Origin of the sequence: Butyrivibrio sp. AD3002 (assembly GCF_000420905.1) — a bacterium.
In the GTDB taxonomy this organism is placed as follows: domain Bacteria; phylum Bacillota; class Clostridia; order Lachnospirales; family Lachnospiraceae; genus Butyrivibrio.
This window is the reverse complement of sequence record NZ_ATVV01000001.1, coordinates 40,307-56,268: the sequence shown is the minus strand read 5'-3', so window position 1 is coordinate 56,268 and position 15,962 is coordinate 40,307. Positions and strand designations below refer to the sequence as shown.

Annotated in this window: 17 protein-coding genes; 1 reads left to right on the top strand and 16 read right to left on the bottom strand. The window is 37.6% G+C overall.

Features of this window, described 5'->3' with window-relative positions:
* Window positions 1-3: 3 nt before the first annotated feature.
* From G596_RS0100260 to aat, 14 genes are all read right to left on the bottom strand, one after another.
* On the bottom strand, window positions 4-363 hold the full coding sequence (locus tag G596_RS0100260) for a hypothetical protein (RefSeq protein ID WP_022759817.1): 360 nt from the start codon (window positions 361-363) through the stop codon (window positions 4-6).
* The gene (locus G596_RS20330) at window positions 360-1,508 is read right to left on the bottom strand and encodes an HAD family hydrolase (protein ID WP_022759816.1); all 1,149 of its coding nucleotides are present in this window, start codon (window positions 1,506-1,508) and stop codon (window positions 360-362) included. The genes G596_RS0100260 and G596_RS20330 overlap by 4 nt, the downstream gene beginning before the upstream one ends.
* Before the next feature lie 108 nt (window positions 1,509-1,616).
* On the bottom strand, window positions 1,617-3,056 hold the full coding sequence (locus tag G596_RS23315) for a PP2C family protein-serine/threonine phosphatase (protein ID WP_022759815.1): 1,440 nt from the start codon (window positions 3,054-3,056) through the stop codon (window positions 1,617-1,619).
* A 124-nt stretch (window positions 3,057-3,180) separates the two neighbouring features.
* Entirely contained in the window at window positions 3,181-3,477 is a 297-nt protein-coding gene (locus tag G596_RS0100245) for an STAS domain-containing protein (RefSeq protein WP_022759814.1), read from the bottom strand.
* Between the two features lie 139 nt (window positions 3,478-3,616).
* Window positions 3,617-4,666 carry a glycoside hydrolase family 43 protein gene (locus G596_RS20320; protein ID WP_022759813.1) on the bottom strand — a complete coding sequence of 350 codons (1,050 nt, stop codon included), beginning with the start codon at window positions 4,664-4,666 and terminating at the stop codon, window positions 3,617-3,619.
* A gap of 115 nt (window positions 4,667-4,781) precedes the next feature.
* Window positions 4,782-5,033, bottom strand: coding sequence for a GlsB/YeaQ/YmgE family stress response membrane protein (locus tag G596_RS0100235; protein ID WP_022759812.1), 252 nt, complete (start codon window positions 5,031-5,033; stop codon window positions 4,782-4,784).
* Between the two features lie 53 nt (window positions 5,034-5,086).
* A complete protein-coding gene (locus G596_RS0100230) occupies window positions 5,087-5,275 on the bottom strand; it encodes a hypothetical protein (protein WP_022759811.1) in 189 nt (62 codons plus the stop codon).
* 252 nt (window positions 5,276-5,527) lie between these two features.
* A complete protein-coding gene (locus tag G596_RS0100225) occupies window positions 5,528-6,817 on the bottom strand; it encodes a leucine-rich repeat protein (protein WP_022759810.1) in 1,290 nt (429 codons plus the stop codon).
* 64 nt (window positions 6,818-6,881) lie between these two features.
* A complete protein-coding gene (locus G596_RS0100220) occupies window positions 6,882-8,168 on the bottom strand; it encodes a leucine-rich repeat protein (protein ID WP_022759809.1) in 1,287 nt (428 codons plus the stop codon).
* Between the two features lie 21 nt (window positions 8,169-8,189).
* Window positions 8,190-9,437, bottom strand: coding sequence for a leucine-rich repeat protein (locus G596_RS0100215; RefSeq protein WP_081646600.1), 1,248 nt, complete (start codon window positions 9,435-9,437; stop codon window positions 8,190-8,192).
* Between the two features lie 296 nt (window positions 9,438-9,733).
* Window positions 9,734-11,026, bottom strand: coding sequence for a leucine-rich repeat protein (locus tag G596_RS0100210; RefSeq protein ID WP_022759807.1), 1,293 nt, complete (start codon window positions 11,024-11,026; stop codon window positions 9,734-9,736).
* A 478-nt stretch (window positions 11,027-11,504) separates the two neighbouring features.
* Window positions 11,505-12,071: a rhomboid family intramembrane serine protease gene (locus tag G596_RS23310; RefSeq protein ID WP_022759806.1), complete on the bottom strand. Its 567-nt coding sequence runs from the start codon at window positions 12,069-12,071 to the stop codon at window positions 11,505-11,507.
* Between the two features lie 9 nt (window positions 12,072-12,080).
* The gene (locus tag G596_RS0100200) at window positions 12,081-12,458 is read right to left on the bottom strand and encodes a DUF1622 domain-containing protein (protein WP_022759805.1); all 378 of its coding nucleotides are present in this window, start codon (window positions 12,456-12,458) and stop codon (window positions 12,081-12,083) included.
* A 98-nt stretch (window positions 12,459-12,556) separates the two neighbouring features.
* Window positions 12,557-13,225, bottom strand: a complete 669-nt coding sequence (gene aat, locus G596_RS0100195; protein ID WP_022759804.1) for a leucyl/phenylalanyl-tRNA--protein transferase — start codon at window positions 13,223-13,225, stop codon at window positions 12,557-12,559.
* Window positions 13,226-13,445: 220 nt separating this feature from the next.
* On the opposite strand from aat, the gene G596_RS25140 reads away from it, so the two are divergent.
* Window positions 13,446-13,805 (top strand): hypothetical protein, encoded by a 360-nt coding sequence (locus G596_RS25140; protein ID WP_022759803.1) that lies wholly within the window; start codon window positions 13,446-13,448, stop codon window positions 13,803-13,805.
* Window positions 13,806-13,846: 41 nt separating this feature from the next.
* Here the strand turns inward: G596_RS25140 and G596_RS0100185 are convergent, their stop codons facing one another.
* The gene (locus G596_RS0100185) at window positions 13,847-14,716 is read right to left on the bottom strand and encodes a hypothetical protein (protein WP_022759802.1); all 870 of its coding nucleotides are present in this window, start codon (window positions 14,714-14,716) and stop codon (window positions 13,847-13,849) included.
* Between the two features lie 21 nt (window positions 14,717-14,737).
* Entirely contained in the window at window positions 14,738-15,961 is a 1,224-nt protein-coding gene (locus G596_RS0100180; RefSeq protein WP_022759801.1) for a serpin family protein, read from the bottom strand.
* Between the last annotated feature and the right edge of the window lies 1 nt (window position 15,962).

Here is a 15,962-nt window from a genome sequence, read left to right as displayed (position 1 = left end):
CACTTATTTATAATACGGTGATAGCTTTCTTCGAAGAACATAACGTTTAAAATTCTCGTCTCTTACCACTCCGCCAATAAAACATTCTCCATCGGAATATTCCATGCGTTGTATAAGAGCACAGGCCTGTACAACATCTGTCTTTGCCTTTTTACCTTCCAGATATGTATCAACAAACTGGAAAGTAATCATTTTACTGTCCTCAATCTTCTTTTTCTGCTCATCGGAAATACGGCATTTTAAACCAATATTCTCTTCGCTGAGATTGGTGACAATAGCTTCTATTTCAGCGTCATAGCCCTCAATATAAACAAGGGCACTACTGTACATTTGAATTCTCTCGTTATTTCTTCTATCACTCATGCCGCATCATCCATTATTTCTTCGTATTCCTGATCATAGATATCAAGACCTACATCAGGATTCTTTTTAACGCCTTCTTTATAAATTGTAGTCCAGTCATTTTTCATGGAAACCGGAATAAATCCCTGCTCTGCGCAGTCAGCTTCCATTTTCTCTGCCTTTGTAAGATTGCCATATTCTCTGTCAACGTCATCACAGCAAAGCATAAATGCAAGACTCTTGTACTGATTATCATGAATTACATAATTAGCCATGCTGAAATCGCCGGAGCTGTTACCAAAAGCAAGAACAGGCTGAACACCTATTTCACGAACAATTGCGGTAACCTTATTCGTCTTAAGATTCTTAACAACAAACTCGCCGCCTGTAATAACCTTATCATCAGCTGTAAACTGGTATTTAAGGCCATCCTCGTCTCCCTGTCCGCTGGCTTCGATAGTTTCATCAGAACCGATAATCTGATTCATTGGAACCTTTAAGTTATTTCTAACTCCGCCTCTGACTATGAATCTGTCTGTTCCACTGACAACATAGACTGTAAAGTCATTTTCATTAAGAAAATCAATAACCTCCATCATCGGCTGATAGAAGGATTCTCCTCTTGTCATACCGTCGTATCCGGGAGCCGGCTGATTACTGAATTCCTCAACATAATCCTGGAATTCATCCACAGTCATTCCGGCAAAAGCAGTTGAAATTGCTGTTCCGTGGTCAATATCCATTGTCTTAGGATATTCACCGTCCTGAATCCACTGCAGGATCTGCGCTGCAACGTCCTTCTCAAAATCAGAAGCCTTATCCTTATAATCCGGATCTTCAAGTACTCTGTGAAGAAGCAGGCTGTGATCAAAGTAAATAGGATTTGTCTCTGAAAAGAGTGTTCCATCAAGATCAAACACAGCAATTCGTCTCTCAACAGGAATATAATCCGCACTGTTTTCATCAGTGATTGCACTCATATAATTTATAAGTGCTTCCTTCGCAGGTGCGGTATCTGTCCAGGATGCAAGGGCGTTGCCGGAAGAAGTATTCGTCTTAACCGTTCCCCTTCCTCCTTTTATGATACAGAAAGCTGCTATCAGAAAAATTACCGCAATTACAATTACTACCTTAAGGTAATTAACCTCTGGATTTTTATTTTCCATCAATATCTCCCCTTCATAAGTAATCAAATTTGTGTATTCATATATACCTTACATTATGCATTAATGAAATAAAAACCTGATAAACTACACATAAATATATGATTAAAACTATCCTCTGTATTCGAGGCACATCATTGTGAGGTCATCAAATTGCTCCGCATCCCTGACAAAGGATCCAATATCCGTGCGAACATTTTTCAGTAGTTCTTCCAAAGGAGCTTCCTGTTCTTTATTAAGTGCACCTATCATGCGCTCGATACCGTACATATCTTCAACATTATTCGTTGCTTCGGGCACCCCGTCTGTATAAAGGAAAATCCTGTCTCCCGGATTCATCTGAATAGTGTACTCTTTGTATTTCACGCCTTCCATTCCGCCAAGAACGAAGCCGTGTTTATCTTTGAAAATCTCAAAACTGCCACCCTTTCTCATAATCGCAGGATACTCATGACCGGCATTTGCGCAGGTAAGTATCCCTGAAGATATCTCCAGCATACCTATCCAGATAGTCACAAACATACCGGTGTTATTTTCCTTAGTAAGTCCATCATTGGTGAGGGTCAAAATCTCAGATACGGATTTTCCAAGTATCGCAGTATTTTTCAGGATCACCTTGGATATTGTCATGTAAAGTGCTGCAGGTATGCCTTTTCCCGAAACATCTGCCATAACGATGCATAAGTGATCATCATCAACAAGGAAGTAGTCATAAAAATCGCCGCCCACCTCTCTCGCCGGTTCAGTCGTGGCAAAAATGTCAAATTCCTTTCTGTCGGGAAAGGGCGGAAAATCATGCGGAAGCATGGAAGTCTGGATTGATGTCGCCAGAGATAACTCAGCCTCTATGCGCTGTTTGTCCAGAACCACAACCTCCGAATACTCAATCTCATATACAACAAACATGAGAAGAGCTGAGTAAGTGGTTGCAAGTGTAGCAAGTGAAATTCCATATACAAAGTTCTGAACTCCTATTGCAAGAACCGGAAGAAGTTCATAGGATAAATAGGCGACTTTCTCAAGATTTTTCAAATGCCTCCAGTGACATATGGTGTATCCTGTCAAAATCATCATGGCCAGCATTTGAATAAAAAGCATAATCCAGTAGGTTCCGTTTAACCTATAATATCTGTTCTGATCATCAAAGGCATAATAGAACCCAAATACTCTGGATAGAATAAGCAGAACCATTCCAATGACGCTAAGTATAGTTATTGCCTTACAGGTAAGCTTTGTTCCCTTGCTGTGGCTACTCCCCATCCTGTGACAGATATAGTGTGTTGCGAATATCAAAAGCAGATGGTTCAAAAAAAAGACGCCAAAGTTAGCTATTCTGACAGAGTAATAACCAAGCTTTGTGGTATTACCTCTGAAATAATAGGCCTGAACCTCTAATAAATTTATAAAAGCAATGGTATTTAACTGAAAAATGAGAAGCCTCGATTTTACATTATCCTGAAATCTCGACGCTAAAACACAGACTATGGCAATGCCGCAGAAAAAAGCGCACCAGAGCTCAAGTGCAATATGAATATGCTGTGATAAACTCATACCAATCTCCCCAAATATGCCGCTCGGACATATGTAATACATCAATCATTATATCAGATTGGTTCAGCATTTTCATATCACTTTTTGACACGTATTACCCAGGAATTGCCGGAAATCTGCTAAATCACTCTATTGTAAGAAAATTGTCAAATCCTGTTACCTCAAAAATGTAACCCACATCCGGGCCAACATTTCTAACGACCATTGTGCCTTTTTTGTTCATCTCTTTCTGAGTTGTAAGAAGGACTCTTAGTCCGGCCGATGAAATGTACTTAAGATCCGCCATATCCAGTTCAAGATTATCGACCTGGTCTATTGAATTATTGATCTCCTCATAAAGATCCGGCGCGGACTTTGTATCAAGTCTTCCGCCAAGTACCATGTACAATGAAGTTCCGTTCAAAGTTTTTGTAATAGTCATATTTCTACCCTCACCTTTGTGCACCTTATGTATCCTGTATTGATGGTATCAATATTACTATCACAAATTTATCACACCACATGAAAAGACTCCCAAAGGTCGATAAATACTTTAACCTTGAGAGTCTACTATCATTTGCTCAGTTTATGGCCGGTACTCCATCACACTTGGAAATAGTGTCTATGGAACCGTCTTCGTTATACTTAAATTCCGCTACGCATACACTTCTGTGGAAAAGACTTCCCCCCGGTAGCTCTCCTGTGTGATAAAACAGGTACGAATGTCCCTTAAAGTCAGCAATTCCGGGATGATTGGTGAAAACTCCGCCCTCTTCTGTCATCAGAACTCCGCCATATTTCCAGGGACCTGTCGGAGAATCCGAAGTCGAATATGCCAGGTGCTCATTTTGCTGTCCCACACCGAAAGCAGCGTAAACCATGTAATAGAGGCCGTCTTTTTTATAAAACCAGGGGCCCTCACCATAGGAGGTTCCGGTATCATGACTGCCCTTTGCAAAGGCTTCCTCTGTCATGGGTATCTTCACAACTCCAACTTCCTTGTCGTAAGATATCATATCCTCATTAAGAAGAACATATCTAAGTTCCGGGTTTCCGAAGTAAAGATAGGCCTGTCCGTCATCATCTATGAAAACCGTGGGATCTATGTCGTTCCAGTCTCCCTCATCAACAAGCGGATGACCCAAATCCTTGAAAGGGCCTGCCGGATTGTCTGAAATTCCTACAGCTATGGCCATTCCACCGTTTCTCTTATGAACTGGGCAATACAGATAGAATTTACCGTTTCTCTCAATCGCCTGGGGAGCCCATGCCCTGTCGTCTGCCCAGGAGATATCCTCCAGAGAGAAAATGCATCCATGATCCTCCCAGTTCACCATATCCTTGGTGGAAAAGCATCTCCAATCCCTCATAGTATAAAAATCATTTATCAGCTCATCCTCATCATGTGTCGTGTAGAGATAAAGAGTATCACCATACACCATCGGAGCCGGATCGGCTGTATAAATATCCGTTATAATAGGATTTTTCCTGAAACTAACTTCTTCACTCATTACGTCATTCTCCTTACTTGCCTTTGTCCCAATATAGTTACTGAAAGTGATAGCGCTTAGAAAAACAGCAGACGCGATTATTACAGCAACACATACAATTTTCCTGTATTCTGCATCCATAAGTCCCTATGCTCCCTCTTTTTCCAAATGATTTATATGAATTATACAGATAAAAAGAGCAGCGCTCTATTCACTAATGAATATGTGCTGCTCAGATAGTGCGATTTTCTCAGGTTCAATCTTTATTGTCAGAACTGGAAAGCTTTCTTCCAATCCAGATGCAGATACATGCACCGATTGTTGAAATGATAAGGTTTCCTATAAGTCCGCTTGCTGATAATCCTGCAAGTCCGAACACGAAACCACCAACGCATCCACCAACGATACCAAGAACAATATTCTTCACCATTCCTGATTTCTCATTCATGATGCTGCTTGCTATACAACCTTCTATTGCACCAAGTATAAGTCCTCTTAATAATCCCATTTTGGTTCTCCTCTCCAAAATACTTTTTACATACTAAACAATAATACCACACTTTACTTCATTTCTTCATTTTTCTCACGCATCCTGCATGATATTCCATTCACGATCTGAATTATCATAAGTCCAAATGCCATGAGAATCAGCCATCTGCTCCTTCCGGCAACGTACCAGCTTATGCCCAGTATCAGCTGAATAGCAGCAAGAAAAAATGAATATGAACTCTGTTTCCAAGTGATTGTCATAAAATTTCGCCTCCTTTTTAATAAAACGAATGACAAACTTAGTTTTTCTTTGTTGATACTATTTTATTTGTAGTTGGGAGTAGAATACATATCCATCATTGCGACATTATTGTTGTTATTTTTCGTTTATGGGGATTTATGAAAAAAAGTGGTGTTTGGCTTATAAAATTTCAGAGAGGCTGCCACACACAATAGTGCAACAGCCTCTCTGAAGAGATATGATACATAGATACTATCATTAGTTGTAACAAATTATTTTACTGTAGTTCCACTTGAAGCCTGTTTTTTAACCTGCTTGGAGAGTTTCTTCTTTGCATTGCCTTTACATCCTTTAATCTGGATTGTAGTTTTCTTAGCCTTCATTTTCTTGAAAGCGCCTTTTCCGATTGAAACTTGAGCCTTTTTATCAGTCTTAAGAATAATCTTCTTTGCTGATGACCCTTCAAAAGCTTTAGCACTAATCTTAGTTACAGTTTTAGGAATAGTGATCTGAGTAGCTTTGGAATCCTTAAAGGCCTTGGGTGCAATTTGAGTAACCTTAGCTGTCGATCCATCTGGAAGTGTTACATTCTCTGGTATTTTAATCTTTTTTGCCTTTTTATCTGTTGGCGTTTTATAAATCGCATTAATTGTTCCGTCAGCATTTGTTGTTACTTCATAACTTGCGCCTGTCTTTTCATCATTTACTTCTTCCTGTTTGTATTCCTTCTTGTTAATCGTAAATTCAAGTGTAAACGATCCTGTAAATGCACCTTTTCCTGTTATAGTAACTGTAGCTGTACCGGGTTCAATATTGTTTGTATAAGCAACAGTAAAATCTACATCCTTTGTAAGACCCGTAATTGTAACCTCAGGAGTAATGGCTGCACCAGTATATTCAGCATTTACAGGTGTTAGTGATGCTGTACCTTTTAGAGTTGCAATATCTTTAGTCTCTTCAAGCTTTTTGAATTCAATAGCAGCAAGGCCTTCCATTTGAACTGATGTATCAGTAAATCGACCAATACCGACTACTATATTAATTGATACTGTACCATCTTTGTTATCGATCGCATCTTCTCTTTGTGTATCCGGATTACCTGCTGCTGCATTTTTTCCCCATTTCACAACTCGTTTTGCACCTGTTGCAGTACATCCGTCAGGAACAGGTACTGTAAGTACACATGCACTAACAGAATTGGGTTGTAAAGAATCTGATGTTACTCCGGAAATAAATATACTATAAACTTGCGCTAAGTCATAACCGGAATCTATTGTAACTTCTTGTCCTCCCGGTCCTAAATCTTCTGGCTTACTTCCAATAGCTGAAACTATTTGATATTCTTCGCCTTCATCCCGGACTGAATACACGCTCGAGTTAAACTTTAATGTTGCTTTTCCTTTTTCAACTGCTTCGGTACCAGATTGTAGCATAATGGGAATGTTAGAAAACGTATCCTTTGTATCATTTGCCAAAGCACTTATAGGTTGTAAAACAAAGCATAAGTATGCTATTAAAACAAATGATAAAAATCTCTTTGTAGATAGTTTGCAACCTCGCATACAGAAAACCTCCTTTTAAAATCATTACTAAATTATCGTAAACATAGAATAATAAATGTTTATCTTACTTAACCTTAGTTCCTTTGGGTGCCTGTTTCTTAACTTTCTTTATCAGCTTATCTTTTGCTTTCCCTTTACATCCCTTGATAATAATTTGAACATTCTTTGCTTTCATACTCTTGAAAGCACCTTTTCCAATTGATATATTTCCCTTCTTATCTGTCTTAATTATTATCTTCTTTGCTTCAGATCCAGCAAAGGCTTTACTGCTGATCTTTGTTACTGTGCTGGGGATTGTAATCTGGGTAGCCTTGGAACCCTTGAAAGCATTGGGTCCTATTTCAGTTACCGTAGCTTTTGTTCCATCGGGCAATGTAATACTTGTAGGTATTGTTATCTTTTTTGCTTTCTTATTTGTTGAGCCCTTATATGTTGCTGTTACATTACCGTCTTTATCAGTGTTTAATATATACGTAGCACTTGCATCTTCATCTTTATATTCTGTATTGTTATATTCCGTTTTCTTATCTTCTGCATTCTTATCTTCTTTTGTAATTGTAAACTCGATAGTAAATGACCCATAACAATTGTAAATGCCTGTAACTGTTATTGTTGCTGTCCCGGGATCAGTATTTTTTGCATATTCAACTTTGAAGTCTTTTTCTTTTGTAAGGCCCGGTATAGTGACTTCAGGCTCAATAGCACTACCAGAATATGTGTATGAATTTTGAGGAATAGTTGCCTGCCCCTTTAGTGTTGATATATCTGTTGCTGCCTTTTTATATTCTGTATACCAATCTCCGCCAATTTGAAATATCATGCCATACTCAATAAAAGATGCTAAACCGCCTTCAACAGGATAAGTAACTGTGCTTTCTGTATATGATGTTACAGCTTTCCAAAGATGATCATTAATATCATAGTACTTTGCGCTTGCCGGATTATATCCGTCAGGAACGGGAATAGTCAATAATCCAGTATAATCTGTATTCGCCGGAAGATTTGTTAAGACAGGAATTCCTCCTCCTGCCTGCCCATGCGCATTGACTAATATGTCATAACCATCTTCCTTCATATTATTTCCTTTATCTATGAATATTACCAATGGAGTCGCTAATATTCCTTCAGCTTGTAGATTTTTATTAACACTAATATCAGTATTTCCATCAAATACCAAAGTTGCCCCATTAGGATATTCTTTTATTGGACTTTCAAAAGTATCACTTGTATATAGATTGATATTAAATGTAGAAGAAGTCCCTGCTTTAGCTAGATAGGAAGTACCACACCACAAGCCTGTAACTAATGAAAAAGCAATAACTGATGATAATATTTTTTTGAATAATCTCATAAAAAATCTCCTTGTGAAAAATTATTTTACTTTTGTTCCTTTTGCTGATTGTTTTTGTATATTTTTCTTCAGTTTTGATTTTTCTTTACCTTTACAACCTTTAATCTGGATTGTAATATTCTTAGACTTCATATTCTTGAATGCGCCTTTACCAATAGAAAGATTTGGTTTTTTGTCAGTCTTAAGAATAATCTTTTTAGCTGATGATCCGGCAAAAGCTTTGGCATCAATCTTCTTTACTGTCGACGGAATAGTAATCTGCTCAGCCTTTGAACCTTTGAATGCCTTAGCTCCAATTCTAGTCACCTTTGCAGTTGTTCCGTTTGGAAGCTTGATTTCAGAAGGAATACTTATTTTCTTAGCCTTCTTATTTGTTGATTTTTTATAGGTAGCAATGGTAGTTCCATCGGCTTCTGTATTAACCTCATAATCTGCACCCGATTCCTGATCAGACACTTCCTCATCTTTATATGTTTTCTCTATTGTAAAAGTCAGATCAAACGCCCCTGTATATGCACCTATACCGGTTACTGTAACCGTTGCCGTTCCAATTTCAATATTATTTTTGTAAGATACTGTGAAGTCTTTATCTTTCGTAAGCCCTTCGATAGTAACATCAGGAGTTAATGCATTGCCTGTGAATTCCATCTTATCCGATGATAGTTTTGCCTTATCCTTTACTGTAGATATGTCCTTAGGTTTACTTAATTCAACAAATGATTCGCACGAAAATCTATATTCATTCACCCCATCAGTATCATGATCATATGCCTCACATTTCATTTTAACTGGATATGTAATAGTCTTATCGGTATATGACGTTACTGGCAGTACTGTTTTATCCGTACTAACATAATCATAGAGTAAAAGCCTCTTTGCAGTTGCTCCAGTATACCCTTCTGGAAGTGGCACAGTAATAGTAGCAGAATAAACTTCTCCATCCACATACGCGGTATTGGTCTCAAAATATCCTACATAAATGTTATATGCATATGCGTCATAACCATTTTCGATAGTATCTTTTATTTCATCCCACCATCCAGCCTGCTCTTGTGTGAAGTGTATACGTTGTGGTTTGTTATAATTATTGCACGATGTGTAATCCACATTTTCAAACACAACCGTACACTTTGTGGGCAGATCTGCTCCATCTTCATCCTCAATAGCAACTTCAAAAGTTTTTGAAGCGTGAACAACAACATTAGGCATTAAGCATACACATAACGCCACACAAAATATTAAACAACCTAGTCTTCTAAAAATCCCCATAAGATATACCTCTCTTTCAAAAATCCAGTTATTGTTCTACAATATAGTATTTATTTTTCTAAAAATAGTAATAAAATAGGTAATCCTAATACTCATTCTCACATTTGAAGTAATACCTTTCAATAATCTATACAGTTTTGTCAATGACTTTACTCATGTCACGAAACGTGCCAACCATTTTTATAAAAATATTATTATTAAATTACCGTCAATTAAGAATAGTCAAAATTTCTGTTATTGTTTTGTCACAGAAAGAAACAAGCAGGTTCAATGAGCCTGCTTGTTCTTGTTCTAGATTATTTAACTTTAGTTCCCTTTGGTGCCTGTTTCTGAATCTTCTTCACAAGCTTTTCTTTAGCCTTACCCTTACAGCCCTTAATAATGATCTGAACATTTTTTGCTTTCATTTTTTTGAAAGCACCTTTGCCAATTGAAATGTTACCCTTCTTATCCGTCTTAATTATAATTTTCTTTGCTTCAGAGCCTGCGAAAGCCTTAGCACTGATTTTAGTCACTGTGCTGGGTATTGTAATCTGGGTAGCTTTTGATCCTTTAAAAGCATTCGGCCCTATTTCTGTAATTTTAGCTTCCTTTCCATCCGGAAGTGTAATACTTGATGGAACAGTTATCTTTTTCGCTTTTTTCTTTGATGTTCCTGTATAAGTAGCTGTTATATTTCCATCAGCATCAGTATTAAGAATGTATTCAGCACCGCCTTTTTCATCAGTATATTTCGTATCCTTATATGTATCCTTATCCGCTTCCTTATTTGTATCCTCAATTGTAAACTCTATGGTAAATGAGCCATAGCAGTTGTAAATGCCTTTTATTGTTATGGTTGCAGTTCCTACATCAGTATTCTTTGCATATTCGACTTTATAGTCCTTATCTTTTGTAAGTCCCGGAATAGTAACCTCTGGTTCAATAGGACTACCGGTATATTTGTATGTAACCTGAGGAATTGTAGCCTGTGCTTTAAGTGTTGAAATATCGGTCTTTGCTTTTTTCAGTTCAACAGCCCAACTGTTTCTTGGTTGGTAAACAAAACCGTGTTCTTCAAAATAGACTATTTTGCCTTCGATTGGATATGTGAAACTGTCCTCAGTATATGATGATACCGCCTTCCAAGTGTCATTATTTTCATCATAATATTTTGCACTTTGGGCGTTATAACCTTCAGGAACTTTCATCTTTAATGATGCACTACATATAGTCTGATCAGGAAGCTTTGTAATAACCGGTATACCACCATTAGTTTGTCCATGATACCATATCTCTACATCATAACCTTCTTCAACCATAGTACCTTCTGTTCCAATCATAAATGCCAAAGGAGATTCAATTAAAATATCCTCTCCATGCAGAGAAGTGTTAACAGCTACATCTTCCTCAAATACCAAAGTGGCACCATTTGGATAATCTTTAACTTTTTTAAAATCGTAAAAACTTTCGTACTGTGTTGTATTAAATGTAGTTGAAGTAGCTGCTTTAGCAATATTATTTTCAACACATAATAGTCCTAATGCCATGGACATTGACAAAACTGTCGTCAGTAATAATGATACAGTCTTTTTACTCTTTTCCCTCATAAGCTGAACTCCTTCCTGTAAATAAATGCTATGTCAAATAAATAGCAACCTTTAAGAATATTATAAAACATGCTCACCATCAAATGAGCGTGTTAATCGTTTTTTAAGTAAAAGGTTATACATAGTTTTTTATTGTACCTGAGGAAAGGCTCAAACAACAATTCAAGTAGCATTATCAAAATTTATTGTGCTTAGAAAAAGGTCAAACAACAAACCAGGATGATATAGTCACATTTGTTGTTTCTAGAAAAAAGTCGAACAACAAATCAGAATGAAATTACATTTTTATTGTTCTTGGAGAAATGCCTAACAACAAATCAGAAGGAAATACTCACTTTTATTGTGCCTTGCGAAAGGCCGAACAACAAATCAAGAATTAGTGTTAGAACTTGTTGTTTCCATAAAAAATCCAAAGCCCACATTTACCTTTTTACAACAAAGCAGGCACTTAAAGGTAATCAGAAAAACAAGAGAAAATTCATCCGAAATGATAGATATTCACTAACACAATTCCTCCAAGAATACCGCAAAGAAGGCCTGTGAAATGGCCGATGGAATCTATCTTCTTGGAAGTGGTCATAAGAGCTAGAATAACAATTGTTGGAATCATGGAAGTTATTCCTGAGAATCCCCAGACAGAGAATGCAATTACCATGTAAATCCCAATGAGGCCACAGATGACGCCGGAGGCTCCGATGCTGAGAGTAAAGGGCGAACCCTTTTTGTGAAGTCTTGCAGAAATCGCTCCGCCCACGATCATGATAGTGAAATAGCATATAGCAAAGACATCGGACTTCAGTGCATCTTCCAGCACACGTCCGATGTTATAAAGAGAATACATATTGCAGGCAAGGTGCAGGAATTCCTTCTGAGTGAAGGCGCTTGTGGCAATCCTGTAGAACTCTTTCTCCTGGAGCGTCTTGATATAGGACGAGCCAAGCTGCCCTACGCTTAATACCTTGCGATTTATTAGAATAAAAATGATTATATTAATTGCGATTAACCCGTATGTCACGGGATATGTCATTAGATTAAAAGTGTTCATAAGATGAAGTCAGACTTTATGCTCTTCCTTACTTTCAAGACTTTCCTTGAGAGTAGGCTGCAAAGCCTTCTCCTCGTTTTTAATTTCCCAATGGATAAGGAAGGTCAGCGTTGCCCTGAGCGCAATGATAGCACCGAGAATGCCGAGCTCAGCCCATTCTCTGACAACAACAGTTCTAAGAACCTCGCCGCCAAGCTTGAATTCAAGCGCAAGTGCAATTCCCTGTGCTAGCTCCAGTCTAATTGAGCCATCCTTTTTTATCCAAAGGTAAAAGCTCTTTAAGCCGGTATACACAAGAATGCATATGCCAAAGAATTCCAATAATAAGGTTGAAAATTCAACTATGTAACGAAGCAGGTTTTCAGCGCTAAGGTATAATTCTTCCATACAGATATTCTCCCCTAAAATGCCGCCATCTTCTGCTAAAATTATAACATCACATATGAATAATAGTTGATAAAAAAACAATAAATTATCAAAAAATCCTATTGTTTCTCTTTTCGGTCAAAGCCCTCCACAAGGAGCGCCCTATACTCCTCAAAGCTGATCATTTTACCGCCCATGCTTTTTAGATGCTCTGTCTCAAACTGGCAGTCGATCATTACATAATCATTTTCTTCGAGCACTTTTGAGAATAGAATAAGCGCGATTTTTGATCCGTTTTCCATCTCAGAAAACATGCTCTCTCCGAAAAAGCATCTGCCAAGGCTGACACCATAAAGACCTCCTGCCAACTCCCCATCCACAAAGGATTCCACACTTAGAGCAAAGCCGTTATCGCAGAGCCTTTTGTAAGCCGCTTCCATGTCATCGGTTATCCAGGTTCCTTCTTCCGTAAACTCCCTCTTAATCCTGCATCTATGCATCGTATCTGCAAAATCACGGTTTATGCGTATTGATATCTCATGCTTTCTGAAAAACTTTCTCATTGAATGAGACACATGAATGTTAGCAGGCCTGATAATAAAGCGTTCCTTGGGAGCCCACCACAATACCGGTTCACCCTCCGTATACCACGGAAAGATTCCATTGCTGTAGGCAAGAATAAGCCTGTCCATGGAAAGATCCCCGCCAATTGCAAGAAGGCCATCATCTTCTGCAAGCCGGGGATCGGGGAACATGATTTTTTTATCATCAAGTCTGTATACAGGCATTAATATCCCTTTCACAAAAAGCCTAAAGATCACATATAAAGTACATTAATTGAAGAAGATACGCCAAAAGAAAAAATTTTGGCGTATCTTCAAAAACTAATCACAGAACCTGAAAAAAAGTAATTCTTAATTAAGGCGACGAGTGGGGCGAGCCCAAAACTTCTCGCATCGCTCCACTCAGATTAGTTTTATTATAACAATTATAGGAGGTTATTACAATATGCCTGTAGGTAATCCAAAAAATCAAACAATATGGTCTCAGCGCTATCAGGAGAAGGTCGGCTATATTACAAAAGGTTATAAATTAAAAAAAGACCTTACCGACAACTTTAAAGAAGCTTGCTCAAAATCCGGCATATCTCAAGCCGCTGCACTAACACAATTCATGGAAGCCTTCATAGACACTTCAAACAATAGTGCTTCTACAAATACCGAACCCTCTTCCACTCCTGAATATATGATTAATTCTGAGGATCCAAAACTTTCATTTATTATTGAAACATACGATAATCTCTCAGATAATCATAAAGATTCCATCTATAAATATGTCAAAAAGTATTATTCCAAAAAAACAAAGTAAGCGTAATGATCAATAATCATTCGCTTACTTTGCATTTCCCTTTAAATTGCGTCATTCTGATATCTTATTTGATTATTATAACGCGTGAATAATACAACTGTTAGTACCACCATGATAAATGCCACTACAAATGCAACACTTCCAACTCTAAGAAGTACCTTTCCCCATTTCATAGCTGCATCAATTGATTCCTGTCCCTGCAAAAGTCTTCCGTTTATTTGTATTCGTGCCCCACTCGGATTTTTGGTAAATACAGCACCAAGAATGGATGTAATTGTTCCCATAAACGCGAATACCGCCGCATAAATACCTGAAATAATTGGTCCTATCGGTAACTTACCATAGATGGATCTTATTTGCGCATTCATGTATTTTCTTGAGTACATGCTATAGCCTTGACTATTTTGATAATTTTGATAGTTTTGTTGGTTTTGATAATTTGAGCTATTTTGATAAGTGGCGGTGTTTTGATAGTTCTGCTTTTCCTGCTTTATCTTGGATATTTTTTTTCTTAAAATTGTTATAAATACTGTTATAAATCCAAATATCGCGGAAACAGCCAGGAGCACAAATCCGTATATAACATGCTTCTCTTTACTAACAGTTTCCACATTTTTCATATATACAGGATCAAGCCATGCTCTATCAAGATTCTCATTAGGAGCTATTCTGCTTACCTTTTCGACTTCATACTCCTGCCCTTCATAACTATAATGAAGTGTATAGTAATATTTCACATTATAATGACGTATTTGCGAATGTTTGAAGCTTACATCAGTTATGTAAGCTGGAACCTCAACATATCTTTCCATCATTTTTGAAGTGACTATATTTGCTATTCCAAGCAAAAATGCACTAACTGTCAACGTAACAAATATCATATATATAAAGCTTTTTAATTTTCCATTCATGTCTAAACCCTTCTTGTAGTCTTATTCAACGATCTGTCCGTAAAATAGTAATTCCGGATCATCCGAATGAGTCATAATCATATACTTAAATGGCTCATCTGCATTAAATTCCTTTATTTCTTTCTCTTCCGGCATAGCGCAGGAATCGCATTTTGCAACCATTGTAACAGCGGCTGCCTCAACACCTTCTTCATCTATCTTTATTTTGGTCTTCTGAATTATCTCTGTTATTTGAACATCCATGACTTCACACATTTTTGAATAATCCGCTTTATCATTAAATGCATCCTGTACACCCAGACTGTTCAAATACCCCATAAGCTCAGAAGATGTAAATTCAGATTCTGTCTCAAACCTGGGAAGTCTGACCGATACTGTCTCCTTTTTAGCCAGGTTCATTTTCTCCCTGGGATCATCTATATCACCCAGTATGAAAACTGCATCAACTCCACCATTCATAGGAATCACAACCAGTTTTCCGTTTTTATCCTCGTAGTATTTATAATCTTCCTGCTGTTTCATGAAGTCCTTAATGGCTGTTTTGCCTTCAAAGGTCCTAAAATCACCGAGCTCTGTTCTGCCCTCATAGAATTTATTTACCCATGAAGATTTAAGATACAAGGCATTTATCAGCAAAAGATCATATTCTGAAAGATCGCTGCTTATTTCCTTTATCATTCCATTAGTCTTTTTATTAACCCAGTCATTTACCTTACTTGTAATTTTCTCAGGTGATACTTCCTCTGCTTTAGCATCATAGTGCTTCGCTACATACTTTTTGTAGGAAGATAAAAATTTGCCGTTTGCCTTAGTATTTCTCCAGATTGAGTTTGATGAAATAAATGCTGATTCTTCAGAAGAATCCACCACTGATGAATACCACTCATTTACTTCCTCAATGCTGTTAAAGCCCATCGCGTGAAGAAGTTCTTCTTTGGTATTTCCATCAGCTCCTGCAACTGACATAGCAAGTGCTGCTCTGAAAGATGTAGGCGATATCATGTAGTTCTTGTTTTCGTACCCATTCTCTTCTATAAACTCAACAAGCTTCTTATCAAATTCTTTTTTATCCGTTACTCCGTAGGAATTGCTATTTTCACTGTATTTTAGCTCTGTTTCGCTTTCTTGAGCCATAGGCTCAGCAGGTACCAGTCTCCGGGAATAAGCAATATATTTTCCGGCACCTACGAACAAACCGGATGCAAGTATAAGTCCTAATACAACTGCGATAATATTCTTTTTCATA

What these genes read in the sequence shown, in the direction of transcription:
- G596_RS0100260 (WP_022759817.1), bottom strand. Translation starts at nt 363, where the DNA reads ATGAGTGATAGAAGAAATAACGAGAGAATTCAAATGTACAGTAGTGCC.
- G596_RS20330 (WP_022759816.1), bottom strand. Translation starts at nt 1,508, where the DNA reads ATGGAAAATAAAAATCCAGAGGTTAATTACCTTAAGGTAGTAATTGTA.
- G596_RS23315 (WP_022759815.1), bottom strand. Translation starts at nt 3,056, where the DNA reads ATGAGTTTATCACAGCATATTCATATTGCACTTGAGCTCTGGTGCGCT.
- G596_RS0100245 (WP_022759814.1), bottom strand. Translation starts at nt 3,477, where the DNA reads ATGACTATTACAAAAACTTTGAACGGAACTTCATTGTACATGGTACTT.
- G596_RS20320 (WP_022759813.1), bottom strand. Translation starts at nt 4,666, where the DNA reads ATGGATGCAGAATACAGGAAAATTGTATGTGTTGCTGTAATAATCGCG.
- G596_RS0100235 (WP_022759812.1), bottom strand. Translation starts at nt 5,033, where the DNA reads ATGGGATTATTAAGAGGACTTATACTTGGTGCAATAGAAGGTTGTATA.
- G596_RS0100230 (WP_022759811.1), bottom strand. Translation starts at nt 5,275, where the DNA reads ATGACAATCACTTGGAAACAGAGTTCATATTCATTTTTTCTTGCTGCT.
- G596_RS0100225 (WP_022759810.1), bottom strand. Translation starts at nt 6,817, where the DNA reads ATGCGAGGTTGCAAACTATCTACAAAGAGATTTTTATCATTTGTTTTA.
- G596_RS0100220 (WP_022759809.1), bottom strand. Translation starts at nt 8,168, where the DNA reads ATGAGATTATTCAAAAAAATATTATCATCAGTTATTGCTTTTTCATTA.
- G596_RS0100215 (WP_081646600.1), bottom strand. Translation starts at nt 9,437, where the DNA reads ATGGGGATTTTTAGAAGACTAGGTTGTTTAATATTTTGTGTGGCGTTA.
- G596_RS0100210 (WP_022759807.1), bottom strand. Translation starts at nt 11,026, where the DNA reads ATGAGGGAAAAGAGTAAAAAGACTGTATCATTATTACTGACGACAGTT.
- G596_RS23310 (WP_022759806.1), bottom strand. Translation starts at nt 12,071, where the DNA reads ATGAACACTTTTAATCTAATGACATATCCCGTGACATACGGGTTAATC.
- G596_RS0100200 (WP_022759805.1), bottom strand. Translation starts at nt 12,458, where the DNA reads ATGGAAGAATTATACCTTAGCGCTGAAAACCTGCTTCGTTACATAGTT.
- aat (WP_022759804.1), bottom strand. Translation starts at nt 13,225, where the DNA reads ATGCCTGTATACAGACTTGATGATAAAAAAATCATGTTCCCCGATCCC.
- G596_RS25140 (WP_022759803.1), top strand. Translation starts at nt 13,446, where the DNA reads ATGCCTGTAGGTAATCCAAAAAATCAAACAATATGGTCTCAGCGCTAT.
- G596_RS0100185 (WP_022759802.1), bottom strand. Translation starts at nt 14,716, where the DNA reads ATGAATGGAAAATTAAAAAGCTTTATATATATGATATTTGTTACGTTG.
- G596_RS0100180 (WP_022759801.1), bottom strand. Translation starts at nt 15,961, where the DNA reads ATGAAAAAGAATATTATCGCAGTTGTATTAGGACTTATACTTGCATCC.